The organism is Pacificoceanicola onchidii, from assembly GCF_004804335.1.
In the GTDB taxonomy this organism is placed as follows: domain Bacteria; phylum Pseudomonadota; class Alphaproteobacteria; order Rhodobacterales; family Rhodobacteraceae; genus Pacificoceanicola; species Pacificoceanicola onchidii.
In genome coordinates this window covers 696,779-715,257 of sequence record NZ_SRXY01000001.1, presented here as the reverse complement: position 1 = coordinate 715,257, position 18,479 = coordinate 696,779, and the positions used below count along the sequence as shown (strand labels likewise).

13 protein-coding genes are annotated in these 18,479 nt (G+C 59.6%); 11 read left to right on the top strand and 2 right to left on the bottom strand.

What is annotated here, in order from left to right:
- Positions 1-76 precede the first annotated feature (76 nt).
- The 6 genes from nusG (at position 77) to rplL (ending at position 4,221) form a co-directional block, all read left to right on the top strand.
- Positions 77-607 carry a transcription termination/antitermination protein NusG gene (gene nusG, locus E4662_RS03465; RefSeq protein WP_136440239.1) on the top strand — a complete coding sequence of 177 codons (531 nt, stop codon included), beginning with the start codon at positions 77-79 and terminating at the stop codon, positions 605-607.
- Positions 608-874: 267 nt separating this feature from the next.
- Positions 875-1,324 (top strand): 50S ribosomal protein L11, encoded by a 450-nt coding sequence (gene rplK / locus E4662_RS03460; RefSeq protein WP_136439856.1) that lies wholly within the window; start codon positions 875-877, stop codon positions 1,322-1,324.
- Between the two features lie 2 nt (positions 1,325-1,326).
- Positions 1,327-2,025, top strand: coding sequence for a 50S ribosomal protein L1 (rplA, locus tag E4662_RS03455; protein ID WP_136439855.1), 699 nt, complete (start codon positions 1,327-1,329; stop codon positions 2,023-2,025).
- 111 nt (positions 2,026-2,136) lie between these two features.
- A complete protein-coding gene (locus E4662_RS03450) occupies positions 2,137-2,985 on the top strand; it encodes a lipoprotein N-acyltransferase Lnb domain-containing protein (protein ID WP_136439854.1) in 849 nt (282 codons plus the stop codon).
- Positions 2,986-3,252: 267 nt separating this feature from the next.
- Positions 3,253-3,765 carry a 50S ribosomal protein L10 gene (gene rplJ / locus E4662_RS03445; protein WP_136439853.1) on the top strand — a complete coding sequence of 171 codons (513 nt, stop codon included), beginning with the start codon at positions 3,253-3,255 and terminating at the stop codon, positions 3,763-3,765.
- A 75-nt stretch (positions 3,766-3,840) separates the two neighbouring features.
- Positions 3,841-4,221: a 50S ribosomal protein L7/L12 gene (gene rplL / locus E4662_RS03440; RefSeq protein WP_136439852.1), complete on the top strand. Its 381-nt coding sequence runs from the start codon at positions 3,841-3,843 to the stop codon at positions 4,219-4,221.
- 142 nt (positions 4,222-4,363) lie between these two features.
- On the opposite strand, the gene E4662_RS03435 is transcribed toward rplL, so the two are convergent.
- Positions 4,364-6,262, bottom strand: coding sequence for a PhoX family protein (locus E4662_RS03435; RefSeq protein WP_136439851.1), 1,899 nt, complete (start codon positions 6,260-6,262; stop codon positions 4,364-4,366).
- Between the two features lie 601 nt (positions 6,263-6,863).
- On the opposite strand from E4662_RS03435, the gene rpoB reads away from it, so the two are divergent.
- The 3 genes from rpoB (at position 6,864) to E4662_RS03420 (ending at position 16,375) form a co-directional block, all read left to right on the top strand.
- Positions 6,864-11,006, top strand: coding sequence for a DNA-directed RNA polymerase subunit beta (rpoB, locus tag E4662_RS03430; protein WP_136439850.1), 4,143 nt, complete (start codon positions 6,864-6,866; stop codon positions 11,004-11,006).
- Between the two features lie 94 nt (positions 11,007-11,100).
- A complete protein-coding gene (gene rpoC, locus E4662_RS03425; RefSeq protein ID WP_136439849.1) occupies positions 11,101-15,351 on the top strand; it encodes a DNA-directed RNA polymerase subunit beta' in 4,251 nt (1,416 codons plus the stop codon).
- A 127-nt stretch (positions 15,352-15,478) separates the two neighbouring features.
- Positions 15,479-16,375 (top strand): DMT family transporter, encoded by an 897-nt coding sequence (locus E4662_RS03420; protein WP_136439848.1) that lies wholly within the window; start codon positions 15,479-15,481, stop codon positions 16,373-16,375.
- On the opposite strand, the gene E4662_RS03415 is transcribed toward E4662_RS03420, so the two are convergent.
- Complete coding sequence (locus E4662_RS03415) at positions 16,351-17,151, bottom strand: glycosyltransferase (RefSeq protein WP_136439847.1); 801 nt, start codon at positions 17,149-17,151, stop codon at positions 16,351-16,353. The two genes, E4662_RS03420 and E4662_RS03415, sit on opposite strands and share 25 nt — an antisense overlap.
- Before the next feature lie 369 nt (positions 17,152-17,520).
- On the opposite strand from E4662_RS03415, the gene rpsL reads away from it, so the two are divergent.
- Entirely contained in the window at positions 17,521-17,892 is a 372-nt protein-coding gene (gene rpsL, locus E4662_RS03410) for a 30S ribosomal protein S12 (protein WP_009828243.1), read from the top strand.
- Positions 17,893-17,987: 95 nt separating this feature from the next.
- On the top strand, positions 17,988-18,458 hold the full coding sequence (gene rpsG / locus E4662_RS03405) for a 30S ribosomal protein S7 (RefSeq protein WP_136439846.1): 471 nt from the start codon (positions 17,988-17,990) through the stop codon (positions 18,456-18,458).
- Positions 18,459-18,479 lie beyond the last annotated feature (21 nt).

Sequence of the window (18,479 nt, the reverse complement as noted above, 5' to 3'; positions counted from 1 at the left end):
TTTATCCCCGAGCCATTTTTGGTAAGGGTTGACGAAAAGGCCGGTCAGGACTGGCCAGGAAGCAAGGGTGAGCCAGATGGCAAAGCGTTGGTATTCGGTCAGTGTTCTGTCGAACTTCGAAAAGAAGATCGCCGAACAGATCCGCACGTCCGTTGAAGAGCAGGGCCTTGAGGATCAGATCGACGAAGTGCTGGTCCCGACCGAAGAAGTGATCGAGGTCCGCCGCGGCAAGAAAGTCACCACCGAGCGCCGCTTCATGCCGGGGTACGTTCTGGTGCACATGGAAATGTCCGATCAGGGCTATCACCTCGTGAACTCGATCAACCGCGTCACCGGCTTCCTTGGCCCGCAGGGCCGTCCGATGCCGATGCGCGATGCCGAGGTCGAGACGATCCTTGGCCGTGTTCAGGAAGGCGAAGAAGCGCCGCGCCTGGAAATCCGTTTCGAGGTTGGGGAGAAGGTCAAGGTCAACGACGGCCCGTTCGAAGGTTTCGACGGCATGGTCGAAGGCGTGGACGACGACAACCAGCGCCTGTCTGTGTCTGTGTCTATCTTTGGCCGCGAAACCCCGGTGGAACTGGACTACACGCAGGTTACGAAGCAGTAACCAAGTCCGAAATTGGATCGAAAAGGCTCGAGCGTGTCGCTTCGGGCCTTTTTCGTTTTGGCAATTTGTAACTTCGCGAGGTCACGCTTCGCACCGCTATTGCGCAAATCCCAAAGCCAATGTAAAGCGCAGGTCTCGATGGTCCGCGATGAGTCGCTGGACTGTCATTTTCGTGGGAGGCGAGGGTTTCGCGAAACCCGGACCAGACCACGCAACATAACCTGCCCGAGCCACGCGTGTGCGAGGGTGTTGTAAAGGAGAAAGCCGATGGCCAAGAAGCTCGCCGGCACGATGAAGCTGCAGATTCCTGCAGGCAAAGCCAACCCCTCCCCGCCGGTCGGTCCGGCGCTGGGTCAGCGCGGCATCAACATCATGGAATTCTGCAAGGCGTTCAACGCCAAGACGCAGGAAATGGAGCCCGGCGCGCCGTGCCCGACCGTGATCACCTACTATCAGGACAAGTCCTTCACCATGGACATCAAGACGCCGCCCGCGTCTTACTACCTGAAAAAAGCCGCTGGCCTGAAGCCGGTTGGCAAGCGGAACCGTCCGCGTGGTGCAGAGAACCCCGGCCGTGAGACCGTCGCAACCGTGACCGTCAAGCAGGTTCGCGAAATCGCCGAAGCCAAGATGAAAGATCTCTCGGCAAACGACGTTGAAGCGGCAATGAAGATCATCGTTGGCTCCGCCAACTCGATGGGCATCGAGGTGAAGTAATCATGGCAAAGCTTGGAAAACGTACCCGCGCCGCCCGTGAAGCCTTTGCAGGCAAGGAAGAGGTCTCCGTCGAGGAAGCCGTTTCCCTGATCAAGGCAAACGCCACTACGAAGTTCGACGAAACCGTCGAAATCGCGATGAACCTCGGTGTTGACCCGCGTCACGCAGACCAGATGGTCCGCGGCGTTGTTGGCCTGCCGAACGGCACTGGCAAGACCGTGCGCGTGGCCGTGTTCGCCCGCGGCCCGAAGGCAGAAGAAGCCCAGGCCGCTGGTGCAGACATCGTTGGCGCAGAAGACCTGATGGAAATCGTTCAGGGCGGCACCATCGAGTTTGACCGTTGCATCGCAACCCCGGACATGATGCCGATTGTTGGCCGTCTGGGTAAAGTGCTCGGTCCGCGCAACCTGATGCCGAACCCGAAAGTTGGCACCGTGACCATGGACGTCGCGCAGGCTGTCAAGGACGCCAAAGGCGGTCAGGTTCAGTTCAAGGCCGAAAAGGGCGGTGTCGTCCATGCCGGCGTTGGCAAAGCCTCCTTCGACGAAGCGAAGCTGGTTGAGAACATCCGTGCCTTTGTTGGCGCTGTAAGCTCTGCGAAGCCGACCGGCGCCAAAGGCACCTACATGGAAAAGATCTCGCTCAGCTCCACCATGGGCCCGGGCGTGACCGTTGACGTGACCAACGCCACCGGCAACTGATCTTTTTCGGATCGGAAGAATAGAAGGGGCGGGCCGCTGGGTCCGCCCTTTTTCGTTTGAACCGTGCTTCGATGTTTGCGGCCGGGGCGGGTTGCGCTTACCTAATGGGTCATGAAGCGCTTTGTTCTTTTTGTAGTCGTTGTTGTGGGCCTGTCTGTCTTCGGTCTTTGGGCCAACTGGCAACTTTCGTCACCATCACATGACCGCCCGTGGCGGGCTGATTTCAGCCGGTTGCCAAAGGTGGCGGAGCAGGGTGAGGCCTATGCCATCACCAACATTCGCGACTGGGACTACGCGCGCGATGGCAGTGTGAACACCGAAGCGTGGATCACAGCCGAGATTGACCCCGAATCCCTTGTGCAGGCGTGGTTCCTTGTTGAGCCTTTCGCCGTCAATCCGGCGATTGCCCACACGATGATGGCTTTCACCTTCGAGGATGGCAGCGGGTATATCGCGTCGGTCGAGGCGCGGCGGGAAGACGGCGAGGTTTATAGCGCGCCCAAGGCGGCTGTGCTGCCGATCTTTGAGTATATGGTGGTCTGGGCAACCGAGCGGGACATGTACTTCAATTCCGCCTTCTGGGCCGGGGATCAGCTGTATCGCTACCCTCTGACCATTCCGCTTGATCAACAAAAGGCGGTGCTGCGCGGGATCCTCGCCAAGACCGCCGAGGTGCAGGCGGAACCACAGTGGTACAACACGCTCTTTGCCAATTGCACCAACGTGCTCGCGGGGGTCGTAAATGATCTGGCGCCGGGGTCTGTGCCAATTGACAAGTCCTGGGTGCTGACCGGGTTTTCGGATGATTTCCTTTACGAGCTTGGGATGATCCCGACCGACAAGAGCTTTGCCGAAGTAGAAGCGCGGGCGCATGTAACGCCGGACATCATGGCCCTTGGCGATGTCTCGGGCGCTCTGGCGTTCTCCAATGCGCTGCGCGAAAGACTCGCGGCCCGGTGAGGGTCGACAAACCCTCTTGGCATTGCCTGCAAACCTGTTAAAGAACCCTCACGCAAGGGCCGCGCGATTCGTGCGGCTCTTGTATTTCGTCCGAGACGGTGGGTTGGCGTATGCCTGTAATTCCTGCCTGAGACGGGAAGAGACATCTCTCCGGGTGCTACATGTGCTCCGGGCTCAAGTGATGCGACGCCCCTCGGACTTCTTGGTTGGCCTCTGGCCAGCTGGAATGAGCCGGAGGGTCCGCCCTCCACAATTTGGAGTGAAACTGTGGATAGAGCCCAGAAAGAGAAATTGGTCGAGGAACTCGGCCAGATCTTCGAAAGCTCTGGCGTCGTGGTGGTTAGCCGCTACGAAGGTCTCACAGTTGCCGAGATGCAGGATCTTCGCGCACGCGCCCGTGGCGCAGAAGCGTCGGTTCGCGTCGCCAAGAACAGGCTCGCCAAAATTGCCCTCGACGGTACGCCCTGCGAAAGCATTGCGTCGCTGCTCGATGGCATGACCGTACTGACCTATTCCGAAGACCCCGTGGCAGCTGCCAAGGTGGTCGAGGATTTCGCCAAGGATAACAAAAAGTTTGAGATCCTCGGCGGGAACATGGGCGGAACGGCTCTGGACCGGGCCGGTGTCGAAGCCGTGTCGAAAATGCCGTCGCGCGAGGAGCTTATTGCTTCCATCGTCGGCTGCATCGGCGCACCCGCATCGAACATCGCCGGCGCAATTGGCGCACCTGCTTCCAACATCGCTTCCATCCTCTCCACCATCGAGGAAAAAGCGGCGTAAGGCAGCTGAAAGGATCTTCGCAGGGCATGAGCCCACGCGTTGGAACACATTTAGGAAAACGGAAAGAGTCTTAAAATGGCTGATCTGAAAGCACTTGCTGAAAGCATCGTGGGTCTGACCCTGCTGGAAGCACAAGAACTGAAAACCATCCTCAAGGACGAGTACGGCATCGAGCCCGCAGCAGGCGGCGCTGTCATGATGGCGGGTCCGGCTGGCGACGCCGGTGGCGACGCAGCGGAAGAAAAGTCCGAATTCGACGTCATCCTGAAGTCGGCAGGCGACAAGAAGATCAACGTGATCAAGGAAGTCCGCGGCATCACCGGTCTTGGCCTCAAAGAAGCCAAAGAGCTGGTTGAAGCAGGCGGCAAAGCCGTCAAAGAAGGCGTGTCCAAGGACGAAGCCGAAGAGCTCAAGAAAAAGCTCGAAGAAGCCGGCGCAGAAGTCGAGCTCAAGTAATTCCGGCCTTCGGGCTGAATTTACGGCAGGCGTCCCATTCGGGGCGCCTGTTTTCTTTTGGGCCGCCTGTATTCGGGTTTGGCGCGCAGACCAAAAAACGGCGCCCGAAAGCGCCGTTTCTCTTTGCTTCGAAAGGGCTGGCTCAGCCGAAGGCAGCGCCGTCCTCACGCCAGACAGCGATGACGGAAGAGCGCGGTTTGCCTGCTCCATCCGGCCAGGACCCGCCCGGGTGCTGGATGCCGACAAAGGCGGTTTTCTTGTCCAGGGACCAGCACATGCCGGTGATCTCGCAGCCGTAAGGCCCGGTCATGAAGCGGGCGATCTCGCCGGTTTCGGTGTTGCCGACCAGCATCTGGTTGTTGCCCTGACCTTCGAAGTCGCCTTCGTTCTTGTAGTTGCCGTCCGTCTGGATCCACAGCATGCCTTTGCTGTCAAAGATCATCCCGTCCGGCGAGTTGAACATGTTGCCGGGCGTCACGTTGTCCGAACCGGCATAGGCATTGTCATAGACCGTCGGGTTGCCGGCCATGACGTAGAGATCCCAGGTAAAGGCGGCTGCGCCGTGGTCTTCGCGTTCGGGACGCCAGCGCACGATCTGACCGTAGTGGTTGGTCTCACGCGGGTTCGGGCCGCCAACCGGGGTTTCATCGCCACCGGCGTTCGGCTTCACGCCGCGGTTCTTGTTGTTGGTCAGGGCGCAGTAGGCCTCGACCTTGACCGGGTTCACGGCGATCCATTCCGGGCGGTCCATGGTGGTCGCGCCGACCTTGGAGCCCGCCATGCGGGCATGCACCAGCAGATCGGCGATTTCCATTCCGGTGGTTTCCGGCGTCAGGGCAAGCCATTCACCGGTCATGTCGTCGTTGAACTTCGCCACGTAGAGTGTGCCATCGGACAGCAGGCCATCGGTTGACTGACCTTCGGCCCAGGTGCCGTTGGAGACGTATTTATACATGAACTCGCCGCGTTCATCGTCCCCCATGTAAACCACGATCCGGCCGTCGGCGGTCTGGGTCATGGCGGCGTTTTCATGTTTGAAGCGGCCAAGCGCGGTGTGTTTGACCGGCGTGCTGTCCGGATTGGCTGGGTCGATCTCGACGATCCAGCCGTGGCGGTGCGGCTCGTTCGGTTCCTTGGAGATGTCAAACCGTTCGTCGAAGACCTCATAGGCGTAGCGGCCTTTGCCGCCGATGCCGTAGCGCGAGAACCCTTCGGGCAGTTCGACAGGCTTCTGATCCTGCGCAACTTCGGTGGTGCCAAAGTAGCCGTTGAAGTTCTCCTCGCAGGTCAGATAGGTGCCCCAAAGCGTCCGGCCCGAGCCGCAGTTGTTCAGGGTGCCCTTAGGCGACATGCCTTCCGGATCGGTGTTTGTCTTGACGAAATCGGTCCCGGCAACCGGCCCGTCCATCGTCATTTGGGTATTGTGGTCAATGCGGCGGTTCAGCGGGCTGTCCTTGACCACCTCAAAGCTTGCGCCTGAGCCTGCCACTTCCATGACGGTGACACCCTGAAAGTTTTGCAGCATGCGCACTTCGTCTGCGTTTTTCGGCGTGCCTTCTCTGTCGGCGGGCAGGTTGATCTTGGGGTTCACGTATTCGGAGTTCACCGCGATGACCTGCTTGCCATCGACATCGAACAGTTCCATGCCGTCGGTGTTCTCGCCGAAGACCTTGCTGGACATGTCAACGGATACGCCTGTGTCCGCAGAGAACGCGCCCTCGGCTTCGGACCAAAGGGCGTCGCCCCAGCGCACGAGCGGCTTCCACTGGAAGCCTTCGGGGACGTGGATGTCGAAGTCTGTCGCTGTGTCGATCGGCGTGAAGTCGAACCCTGTGCCTTCAGCACGGGCGGCCGAGGTGGAGGACAGCAGTCCCGTTCCGAAAACCGCAGCGCCCGATCCGAACGCCAGCGCACCGCCGAGAAAACCGCGGCGCGAGATTGCGCGGTCAACAATCGCATCGAATTCGTTGTTGTCCGGGCGCGGATCGCGGTGCTCGTCAAAGTCATCCCACGACATATCCATCAGAGAATGGTCGGCCATTTTTCCTCGCTTGAAATGAGAGTTGCTAGGTGCAGACCCGTAAGGGTCAATGCGCCATGTATTTCGCCCGAACGTCACAGGATCATGACAATGAACCCTTTGAATAGACGTTCTTTTGGGCGTTTTTCGGCGCGCGTGGATTAACCTTTTGGGCTGGCCAACTTGACCTTTTGGCCGGAGTTTGGCATTCTGACGTCAGGAAATGCGCCCTCTGCTTTTGCGGGGGTTGCATTCATTCTGTTCACCGAATATTCGGAAGTCTCCCGCGGGTTCGAGCGATTCGAAGCCGCTTTTTGTCTGTTTCAGGCTATGAGGTGCGCGCTAGACATATTGAAATCCGATTTGCCGCACCCATCTTTGAGACACTCACCAGAAAATCTCAGATTGCGCGGCGCCGGTCAGACATCCCGTCCGAAACACGCCTGTGCTTGGCAAGCCCCTCCGAGAGAGGTGTTTTCCAAGGCAGGACCCAGGATCGAGAGACAGGCGGTGGGACGCATGTCGAGAATGGACCAAGGGAACTGTCGTCACTGACAGGACGCGCCGCTGTGGCCCGACAGCGTGTGTGTTCAGGCTCAGATAAGAAAAGGGTGGCCCCTACATGGCTCAGAGCTTCCTCGGACAAAAACGTCTTCGCCGCTATTACGGCAAGATCCGCGAAGTGCTTGAAATGCCGAACCTCATCGAGGTTCAGAAATCCAGCTACAAACTCTTCCTCGACAGCGGCGACCAGCCGAAGCCGATGGATGGGGAAGGCATCAAGGGTGTCTTTCAGTCGGTCTTCCCGATCAAGGATTTCAACGAAACCGCAATTCTCGAATTCGTCGACTACGAGCTGGAAAAGCCGAAGTACGACGTAGAAGAATGTATGCAGCGTGACATGACCTACAGCGCGCCGCTGAAGGTTACCCTGCGTCTCATCGTGTTTGATATCGATGAAGACACAGGCGCGAAGTCCGTCAAGGACATCAAGGAACAGGACGTCTTCATGGGCGACATGCCTTTGATGACCCCGAACGGCACGTTTATCGTCAACGGCACCGAGCGCGTCATCGTTTCCCAGATGCACCGTTCGCCGGGCGTGTTCTTTGACCATGACAAGGGCAAGACCCACTCTTCGGGTAAACTGCTCTTTGCCTGCCGCATCATTCCCTACCGCGGCTCCTGGCTCGACTTTGAGTTCGACGCCAAAGACATCGTTTTTGCGCGCATCGACCGTCGCCGTAAACTGCCCGTGACCACGCTGCTTTATGCGCTGGGTCTCGATCAGGAAGCGATCATGGATGCCTACTACGACACCGTGACCTACGAGCTGCGAAAAGGTGAGGGCTGGGCCACCAAGTTCTTCCCCGAGCGCGTGCGCGGCACCCGTCCGGCGTTTGATCTCGTGGATGCTGACAGCGGTGAAGTGATTGCCGAAGCTGGCAAGAAAGTCACACCCCGCGCGGTCAAGAAACTGATCGACGAAGGCAAGGTCACAAGCCTGCTGGTGCCGTTTGAAGGCATCGTCGGCAAGTTTGCTGCCAAGGACATCATCAACGAAGAAAACGGCGCGATCTATGTCGAAGCCGGTGATGAGCTGACTTGGGAAGTGGATAAGGACGGCGACGTGACCGGCGGCGCTCTGAAAGAGCTGCTGGATGCGGGCATCACCGAGATCCCGGTTCTCGACATCGACAACATCAATGTCGGCCCCTACATGCGCAACACCATGGCGCAGGACAAGAACATGGGTCGCGACACTGCGCTCATGGACATCTACCGTGTCATGCGTCCGGGTGAGCCGCCCACCGTTGAAGCGGCCTCCGCTCTGTTCGACACGCTGTTCTTCGACAGCGAGCGTTACGATCTTTCCGCCGTGGGCCGCGTGAAGATGAACATGCGTCTCGCGCTTGAGAAAGAAGACACCCAGCGCACGCTCGACCGCGACGATATCGTTCAGTGCATCAAGGCGCTGGTGGATCTGCGTGACGGCCGCGGTGACGTGGACGACATCGACCACCTTGGCAACCGCCGTGTCCGCTCCGTGGGCGAGCTGATGGAAAACCAGTACCGCGTGGGCCTCCTGCGTATGGAGCGCGCGATCAAGGAGCGTATGTCCTCCGTCGAGATCGACACGGTCATGCCTCAGGATCTGATCAACGCGAAGCCGGCTGCTGCCGCCGTGCGTGAATTCTTTGGTTCTTCGCAGCTGTCGCAGTTCATGGACCAGACCAACCCGCTTTCCGAAGTGACGCACAAGCGTCGCCTTTCGGCGCTTGGGCCGGGCGGTCTGACACGCGAACGTGCGGGCTTCGAGGTGCGCGACGTGCACCCGACGCACTACGGCCGCATGTGTCCGATTGAAACGCCGGAAGGGCCGAACATCGGTCTGATCAACAGCCTCGCGACCTTTGCGCGCGTGAACAAGTACGGCTTCATCGAAACACCGTATCGTGTGGTCAAGGACCGCAAGGTGACGGACGAAGTGCATTACATGTCCGCGACCGAGGAAATGCGTCACACCGTGGCGCAGGCAAACGCCTCCCTCGACGCCGATGGCCGTTTCACCAACGATCTGGTCAGCACCCGTCAATCCGGCGATTACACGCTTGCGCCGAGCGACAGCGTCGATCTGATCGACGTCTCGCCCAAGCAGTTGGTCTCGGTTGCGGCCTCGCTGATCCCGTTCCTTGAAAATGACGACGCCAACCGCGCTCTTATGGGTTCGAACATGCAACGTCAGGCGGTTCCGACCCTGCGCGCCGAAGCGCCGCTCGTTGGTACCGGCATTGAGGAAGTGGTTGCTCGCGATTCCGGCGCGGCCGTCATGGCCAAGCGCGCGGGCATCATCGACCAGGTCGATGCGCAGCGTATCGTGATCCGGGCCACCGAAGACCTCGAACTGGGCGACGCGGGTGTGGACATCTACCGCATGCGCAAGTTCCAGCGCTCGAACCAGAACACCTGCATCAACCAGAAGCCTCTGGTGAAGGTGGGTGACACGGTCACGAAGGGTGAGGTTATCGCGGATGGTCCGTCCACCGACATGGGGGAACTGGCGCTCGGCAAGAACGTCATCGTCGCCTTCATGCCTTGGAATGGTTACAACTACGAAGACTCCATCCTGATCTCCGAGCGCATCGCCAAGGATGACGTGTTCACCTCCGTTCACATCGAAGAATTCGAAGTGGCGGCGCGCGACACCAAGCTTGGGCCGGAAGAGATCACCCGCGACATCCCGAACGTCGGTGAGGAAGCCCTGCGCAACCTCGACGAGGCGGGCATCGTGTATATCGGTGCGGACGTGGAGCCGGGCGACATTCTGGTTGGCAAGATCACTCCGAAGGGCGAGAGCCCGATGACGCCGGAAGAGAAACTCCTCCGCGCCATCTTCGGTGAGAAAGCCTCTGACGTGCGCGACACCTCGCTTCGCGTGAAGCCGGGTGACTACGGCACGATCGTCGAAGTGCGCGTCTTCAACCGCCACGGTGTGGAAAAAGACGAGCGGGCTCTGCAGATCGAGCGTGAAGAGATCGAAAGCCTCGCGCGCGACCGCGACGACGAGCTGGCGATCCTTGACCGCAACATCTACGCGCGTCTCAAAGGCATGATCCTCGGCAAGGTTGCCGTGAAAGGCCCGAAAGGCGTCAAGTCGAACTCCGAAATCAACGAAGAGCTTCTCGAAACCCTGACCCGTGGTCAGTGGTGGCAGCTTGCTCTGGGTGAGGAAGAGGACGCCAAGCACGTCGAGGCCCTGCACGAGCAGTACGAGATCCAGAAGCGTGCGCTTGACGCCCGTTTCGAGGACAAAGTCGAGAAAGTCCGCCGCGGCGACGATCTGCCCCCTGGCGTGATGAAGATGGTCAAAGTCTTCATCGCCGTGAAGCGCAAGCTTCAGCCGGGCGACAAGATGGCCGGTCGTCACGGGAACAAGGGTGTTATCTCCCGCGTTGTGCCTGTCGAGGACATGCCGTTCCTCGCCGACGGCACGCCGGTTGATTTCTGTCTGAACCCGCTGGGTGTTCCGTCGCGTATGAACGTCGGTCAGATCCTTGAAACCCACATGGGTTGGGCCGCACGCGGTCTCGGGATCGAGATTGACGAGGCGCTGCAGGACTATCGCCGCACTGGCGATCTGACCCCGGTTCGCGAAGCTATGCGCATTGCCTACGGCGATGAGGCTTACGAAGAGGGCCTGCAGGGTCTGGACGAGGATGCGCTTGTTGAAGCGGCGTCCAATGTCACGCGCGGCGTTCCGATTGCGACCCCGGTCTTTGACGGGGCGAAGGAAGCGGACGTCAATGACGCGCTGGTGCGTGCAGGCTTTGACACCTCGGGTCAGTCCACGCTGTACGATGGCCGCACGGGCGATCAGTTCAGCCGGAAGGTCACCGTAGGTGTGAAGTACCTGCTCAAACTGCACCACCTTGTGGACGACAAGATCCACGCCCGTTCGACCGGTCCGTACTCGCTCGTCACACAGCAGCCGCTGGGTGGTAAGGCGCAGTTCGGTGGTCAGCGCTTCGGTGAGATGGAAGTCTGGGCTCTGGAAGCCTACGGCGCCGCCTACACCCTGCAGGAGATGCTGACGGTGAAGTCGGACGACGTGGCTGGCCGGACGAAAGTCTACGAGTCGATCGTCAAGGGCGAGGACAACTTCGAAGCCGGCGTGCCGGAATCGTTCAACGTTCTTGTCAAAGAAGTGCGCGGCCTCGGCCTCAACATGGAACTCCTGGATGCGGAGGAGGAAGACGCGGAATAACGCGCAAAAGTCGGCGACGATTTGTTCAAATTTCGTCGCCGAAATTTAGCTCTCTTCGCTCTCCCCCGCTTCCCTCTGAATTTGTGAGGAATACATGAACCAGGAACTGACCAACAACCCGTTCAACCCGGTTGCCCCGATCAAGACCTTTGATGAAATCAAAGTCTCTCTGGCGAGCCCGGAACGGATCCTTTCGTGGTCCTTCGGCGAAATCAAGAAGCCGGAAACCATCAACTACCGTACGTTCAAGCCTGAGCGTGACGGCCTGTTCTGCGCGCGTATCTTTGGCCCGATCAAGGATTACGAATGCCTTTGCGGCAAGTATAAGCGCATGAAATATCGCGGCGTCGTCTGCGAAAAGTGCGGTGTCGAAGTCACCCTCCAGAAAGTGCGCCGCGAGCGTATGGGCCACATTGAGCTGGCCGCGCCCTGCGCCCACATCTGGTTCCTCAAGTCGCTGCCGTCCCGCATCGGCCTGATGCTGGACATGACCCTGCGCGATCTTGAGCGGGTTCTCTACTTCGAGAACTACGTGGTGATCGAGCCTGGTCTGACGGACCTTACCTATGGTCAGATGATGACCGAGGAAGAGTTCCTCGACGCGCAGGATCAGTATGGCATGGACGCCTTCACCGCCAACATCGGCGCCGAAGCGATCCGCGAGATGCTGGCGGCGATCGACCTTGAATCCGAAGCAGAAAACCTGCGCGCGGACCTCAAGGAAGCCACTGGCGAGCTGAAGCCGAAGAAGATCATCAAGCGCCTGAAGGTGGTTGAGAGCTTCCTCGAGTCCGGCAATCGCCCGGAGTGGATGATTCTGACCGTTGTACCGGTCATCCCGCCGGAACTGCGCCCGCTGGTGCCGCTGGACGGTGGCCGCTTTGCGACCTCCGACTTGAACGACCTGTACCGCCGCGTGATCAACCGGAACAACCGCCTCAAGCGCCTCATCGAGCTGCGCGCGCCGGACATCATCGTCCGCAACGAAAAGCGGATGCTTCAGGAATCCGTAGACGCGCTGTTCGACAACGGCCGCCGTGGCCGCGTGATCACCGGTGCTAACAAGCGCCCGCTGAAATCGCTGTCCGACATGCTCAAAGGCAAGCAGGGTCGCTTCCGTCAGAACCTTTTGGGTAAGCGCGTCGACTTCTCCGGCCGTTCGGTCATTGTGACCGGCCCCGAGCTCAAGCTGCATCAGTGCGGCTTGCCCAAGAAGATGGCGTTGGAGCTCTTCAAGCCCTTCATCTACTCGCGTTTGGAGGCCAAAGGCCTGTCCAGCACAGTGAAGCAGGCTAAGAAGCTGGTTGAAAAAGAGCGCCCGGAAGTTTGGGATATCCTCGACGAGGTGATCCGCGAACACCCGGTCATGCTGAACCGTGCGCCGACGCTGCACCGTCTTGGCATTCAGGCGTTCGAACCCACGCTGATCGAAGGCAAGGCCATCCAGCTGCACCCGCTGGTGTGTTCGGCGTTCAACGCGGACTTCGACGGTGACCAGATGGCTGTTCACGTGCCGCTGAGCCTTGAGGCCCAGCTCGAAGCGCGCGTTCTGATGATGTCGACGAACAACGTTCTGTCGCCTGCCAACGGCTCGCCGATCATCGTTCCGTCGCAGGATATGATCCTTGGTCTCTACTACGTCACCATCATGCGTGAAGGCATGAAAGGTGAGGGCATGATCTTCTCCTCCATCGAGGAAGTGGAACACGCTCTGACCGCCGGTGAAGTGCATCTGCACGCCAAGATCGAAGCCCGGATCAAGCAGATCGACGACGAAGGCAACGAAGTCATCAAGCGGTTTGAAACCACGCCGGGCCGCGTCCGTCTGGGCAGCCTGCTGCCGATGAACGCCAAGGCGCCGTTTGATCTGGTAAACCAGCTTCTGCGGAAGAAAGACGTTCAGCGCGTCATCGACACTGTCTACCGTTACTGCGGTCAGAAAGAGTCCGTCATTTTCTGTGATCAGATCATGACCATGGGCTTCCGCGAAGCCTTCAAGGCGGGCATTTCCTTCGGCAAGGACGACATGGTCATCCCCGAAAGCAAATGGCCGATCGTGGAAGACACCCGTGATCAGGTGAAGGACTTCGAACAGCAGTACATGGACGGCCTGATCACCCAGGGCGAAAAGTACAACAAGGTTGTCGACGCCTGGTCGAAGTGTAACGACAAGGTCACTGAGGCGATGATGTCCACCATCTCGTCGGAACAGCGTGCTGAAGACGGCTCGGAAATGGAACCGAACTCGGTTTACATGATGGCCCACTCCGGTGCGCGTGGCTCGGTTACGCAGATGAAGCAGCTGGGCGGGATGCGCGGCCTGATGGCGAAGCCGAACGGCGACATCATCGAGACGCCGATCATCTCGAACTTCAAGGAAGGTCTGACCGTTCTCGAGTACTTCAACTCGACCCACGGCGCCCGTAAGGGTCTGTCCGACACCGCCTTGAAAACCGCGAACTCCGGTTACCTGACCCGTCGTCTTGTTGACGTTGCGCAGGACTGCATCGTGCGTATGGATGATTGCGGAACCGAGCGTGCGATCACTGCCGAGGCGGCTGTGAACGACGGTGAGGTTGTGGCAACCATCGGTGAACGTGTGCTGGGCCGTGTGGCTGCGGATGACGTGCTCATTCCGGGCACCGAAACCGTGCTGGTGCGCGAAGGTCAGCTCATCGACGAGCGTATGGCTGACGCGATCGAGGACGCCGCTGTGCAGTCCATGCGCATCCGCTCGCCGCTGACCTGTGAAGCGGAAGAAGGCGTTTGCGCCACCTGCTACGGCCGTGACCTTGCGCGTGGTACGAAGGTGAACGTCGGTGAAGCCGTCGGCATCATCGCGGCGCAGTCGATCGGTGAACCGGGCACGCAGCTGACCATGCGGACGTTCCACATGGGCGGCGTTGCGCAGGGTTCCTCGCGTTCCTTCCAGGAAGCCAGCCAGAACGGTAAGATCGTCTTCGCAAACCCGGGCACGATCACCAATGCCGCTGGTGAGCTGATCGTCATGAACCGGAACATGACCGTGATGATCATGTCCGATCAGGACGAAGAACTGGCATCGCACAAGATGGGCTACGGCTCGAAGCTGTTTGTCAAAGAGGGCGACACCGTTGCTCGCGGCGACAAACTCTACGAGTGGGACCCCTACACGCTGCCGATCATCGCCGAGAAAGACGGTATCGCCAAGCACGTGGACCTCGTGAACGGCCTCGCCGTGCGCGAAGAAACGGACGACGCGACAGGCATGACCCAGAAGATCGTGATCGACTGGCGTGCGGCTCCGAAGGGCAACGAGCTCAAGCCGGAAATCATCCTCATGGGTGCCGATGGCGAGCCGGTGCGCAACGATGCGGGCAATCCGATCACCTACACCATGTCCGTGGACGCTATTCTGTCCTGTGAAGATGGCCAGGAGGTCAAAGCCGGTGACGTTGTTGCGCGTATCCCGCGTGAAGGTGCGAAGACGAAGGACATCACCGGTGGTCTGCCGCGTGTTGCCGAACTCTTCGAGGCGCGTCGTCCGAAGGACCACGCGATCATCGCCGAGATCGACGGTTACGTCCGCTTCGGGAAGGACTACAAGAACAAGCGCCGCATTTCCATCGAGCCCTCGGATGAGAACCTCGAGCCGCGCGAGTACATGATCCCGAAAGGCAAGCACATCCCGGTTGGTGAAGGCGACTTCATCTCGAAGGGCGACTACATCATGGACGGCAACCCGGCCCCGCACGACATTCTGTCGATCATGGGGATCGAGGCTCTGGCCAACTACATGATTGACGAAGTGCAGGACGTGTACCGACTGCAGGGCGTGAAGATCAACGACAAGCACGTTGAGGTGATCGTCCGTCAGATGCTGCAGAAGTGGGAGATCCTGGAGTCCGGTGACACCACGCTTCTCAAAGGCGAACACGTTGACAAGATCGAGTTCGATCAGGCCAACGAGAAAGCCGAGAAGAAGGGTGGCCGTCCGGCGAAGGGTGAGCCGATCCTGCTTGGTATCACCAAGGCGTCGTTGCAGACCCGTTCGTTCATCTCCGCGGCGTCCTTCCAGGAAACCACGCGCGTGCTGACCGAAGCCTCCGTGCAGGGCAAGAAGGACACGCTGATCGGTCTCAAGGAGAACGTCATCGTGGGCCGTCTGATCCCGGCGGGCACCGGTGGTGCGACGCAGGAGATGCGCCACATCGCGCAGCAGCGTGACAACGTTGTCATCGAAGCGCGCCGTGAAGAGGCAGAGGCCGCAGCGGCCCTTGCCGCGCCGGAGCCGGTGGCGGAAGACATCGTGGGTGGCGACGAGTTCGACACGCTGATCGTCGACACGCCGGAAAGCCGCGAGTGATCGCCAAACGGCTCTAAGCCAGAAAATCAGAACGCCCCGACCCATGAGGCCGGGGCGTTTTTTGTTTTCGACCCATGGCGTCGCAAATGGCATGGCCGCCGCCTTGGCCGCTTGCTAAGCGTCGGGCATGACCCAACTCTCGGACAATGCTCGCGGCGCTTTGCTGATGGTCGCTTCGATGACCGCCTTCACGCTTGGCGACATTTGCGTGAAGGGAATCGGCACAAGCATGCCTTTGTCGCAGCTGCTGACGCTGCGCGGCGTGGTCTCGACCCTGTTCATCGGCATTCTGGCTTGGCGGGCAGGGGCGTTGCACCTGGATTTCCCACAAAAGGACAAGGCCCTCGTTCTTCTGCGCGCCATCGCCGAAGTTCTTGCGGCCGTGTTTTTCTTCACAGCCTTGTTCAACATGCCCATCGCCAACGTCTCGGCGCTTTTGCAGATGCTGCCGCTGACAATCACTCTCGGTAGCGCGGTTTTCTTCAACGAGCCGGTGGGCTGGCGGAGGTGGTGTGCGATCGGGGTGGGTTTCTTCGGGATGTTGCTGATCGTTCGGCCGGGGACGGAAGGGTTCAACATTCATTCCCTGTCCGCTCTTGCGGCGGTTGCGAGCGTAACTCTGCGCGATCTCGTCACCCGCCCCTTGTCCCGTGCAGTGCCATCCCTGACAGTCACCTTCGCCACCTCGGCGGGTGTTTTGATCTTTGCCTCCCTTTGGTCGTTAGGTCAGGATTGGGTTCCGCTGACGGCGGCAAACACAGGCCTTCTCGCCGGGGCAAGCCTGTTCATTATCGGCGGCTACAGTTTCAGTGTCATGGTCATGCGCGTAGGCGAAGTTGGGTTCATAGCGCCGTTCCGGTACACCAGCCTCGTTCTGTCGCTGATCCTCGGTTATCTGGTGTTCGCGGAACTGCCCGCGCCCATCGCATTAATCGGCGCTGCGATTATCGTTTGTACCGGGCTCTACACGCTCTGGCGCGAAATGCGGTTGCAGGCCCGTCAGGCAAAGACGCGCCGGACCTGATCCGCATCGATTGCAAAGCGGTCGCGGAACAGAGCCTCGCCCTGTGTATCCAGCCGGGGCAGGGCGACCGGTTTTACATGTTTCTTTTGCCGGGAGTCGTTGTGGTCGTTGTGGCCGCGCACGAACATCTCGGGTGCGGTGAAGGTCACGGTCGGCATGAACTGATTGATCTTGTTGTGCCCGAAGTTCAGGATCGTCTGACGGACGCCGGCCGCCACGGACATGCCTTGGGCAACACCCCAATAGGGGGTGACGTTGGGATCGGCGCAAAGTCCGCCCGCATCTGGACGCGCCACATAGCCTCGGTTCCAATCAAAGCCGACAAGCCTGTGTTGCGAGACCAGGGAGGCACAATCTTGTGCGGCTTGCTTCAAATGGGCGACAAAATCGACCGCGACGGCATCATCGTCATCATGGCGGAATTGCAAACAAGGTTGATCCATATCGCGGACACTGTTCATGACGGACTGGCAGACTTTTCGATGAGGGCCGGGGGGGCGCGCCTCGATCCGGGCCTGGGGGAAGTCCTGGACCAACTCCAACAGGCGGGCAATCCAGTGCTCGGGCATCTCTTCGCCAATGAGGATGACAAAGGTGAAGTCAGGATCGGTTTGTGCCTTCAGGCCGGGCAGACAGATGGCCTCGAAGTGCCGAAACCGCTCGGTCATTCGCGCATCGGACCACAGGTAGGCCATGCGATCCCGGATGCTTTCATGTTCCACCTGAAAGCCGCCCTCGGCCGGGTAGGAAAAGCGGCAAAAGCCGATAGTCTGCATGAGAAAATCCCCGCTGGACCGAACTGAAAATTCGTGGCTAAAGCATTGCATTGCCCCCATTTGCGCGCAACGGGAACATGCGGTTGACAGGGGGGGCGACTCTCCGTATACGCCCCCCATCCGGCTGGGGGTCTCCCCAATGCCGCATTCAAAAGTCTAGTGGTCAAGATCCGGGCGACTTAACTGCCCCGATCCTCTGAGAACCCGCCGCATCGTTCACCTCGGAATGGGAGCGAAGCGGCCTTTGTTCGTTGCAGACCTGTAGCGAACGTCAAATTCGAGGTGATCTGCGGACGCGCAGGGCGCCATATCAAAACCTCGTCGGGCCAGCCCCGGCGTCACATATGTGAAAGCACGGGGAAAGTCCGAATGCCCACGATCCAACAGCTGATCCGCAAGCCGCGTCAGCCCAAAATCAAACGCTCCAAGTCCCAGCACCTCGAGCAGTGCCCCCAGAAGCGTGGTGTTTGCACCCGCGTCTACACCACCACGCCGAAGAAGCCGAACTCGGCTATGCGTAAAGTGGCCAAGGTCCGTCTGACCAACGGCTTTGAGGTGATCTCCTACATCCCCGGTGAAAGCCACAACCTTCAGGAACACTCCGTTGTCCTGATCCGTGGCGGCCGTGTGAAAGACCTTCCGGGTGTCCGTTACCACATCCTCCGCGGTGTTCTGGATACCCAAGGCGTCAAGGACCGGAAGCAGCGTCGCTCCAAGTACGGCGCGAAGCGTCCCAAGTAATGTGACCCGCGTCCCGGACCTGATCCGGGACCTCCACCGATGAGGCCCTGGATCAGGTCCGGGGCGCGAAGAGACCAAGATAAAAGGAGACGCCGATGTCACGTCGTCACGCCGCTGAGAAGCGCGAAGTTCTGCCCGACGCCAAGTATGGTGATCGCGTTCTGACAAAATTCATGAACAACCTGATGCTCGACGGTAAGAAATCCACCGCCGAGAAAATCGTCTACAACGCCCTCGACCGCGTCGAGACGAAAGTGAAGCGCGCACCTGTGGAACTGTTCCACGAAGCGCTCGACAACATCAAGCCGTCGGTTGAGGTTCGCTCCCGCCGTGTTGGTGGCGCCACCTACCAGGTGCCCGTCGAAGTGCGCCCTGAGCGTCGCGAAGCTCTGGCGATCCGCTGGCTCATCACCGCATCCCGCGCCCGCAACGAGAACACCATGGAAGAGCGCCTCGCCGGCGAACTCCTTGACGCAGTGCAATCGCGTGGCGCAGCCGTTAAGAAGCGCGAAGACACCCACAAAATGGCCGACGCGAACAAAGCGTTCAGCCATTACCGCTGGTAAACTCCGGAAGGTTCCAAGCCA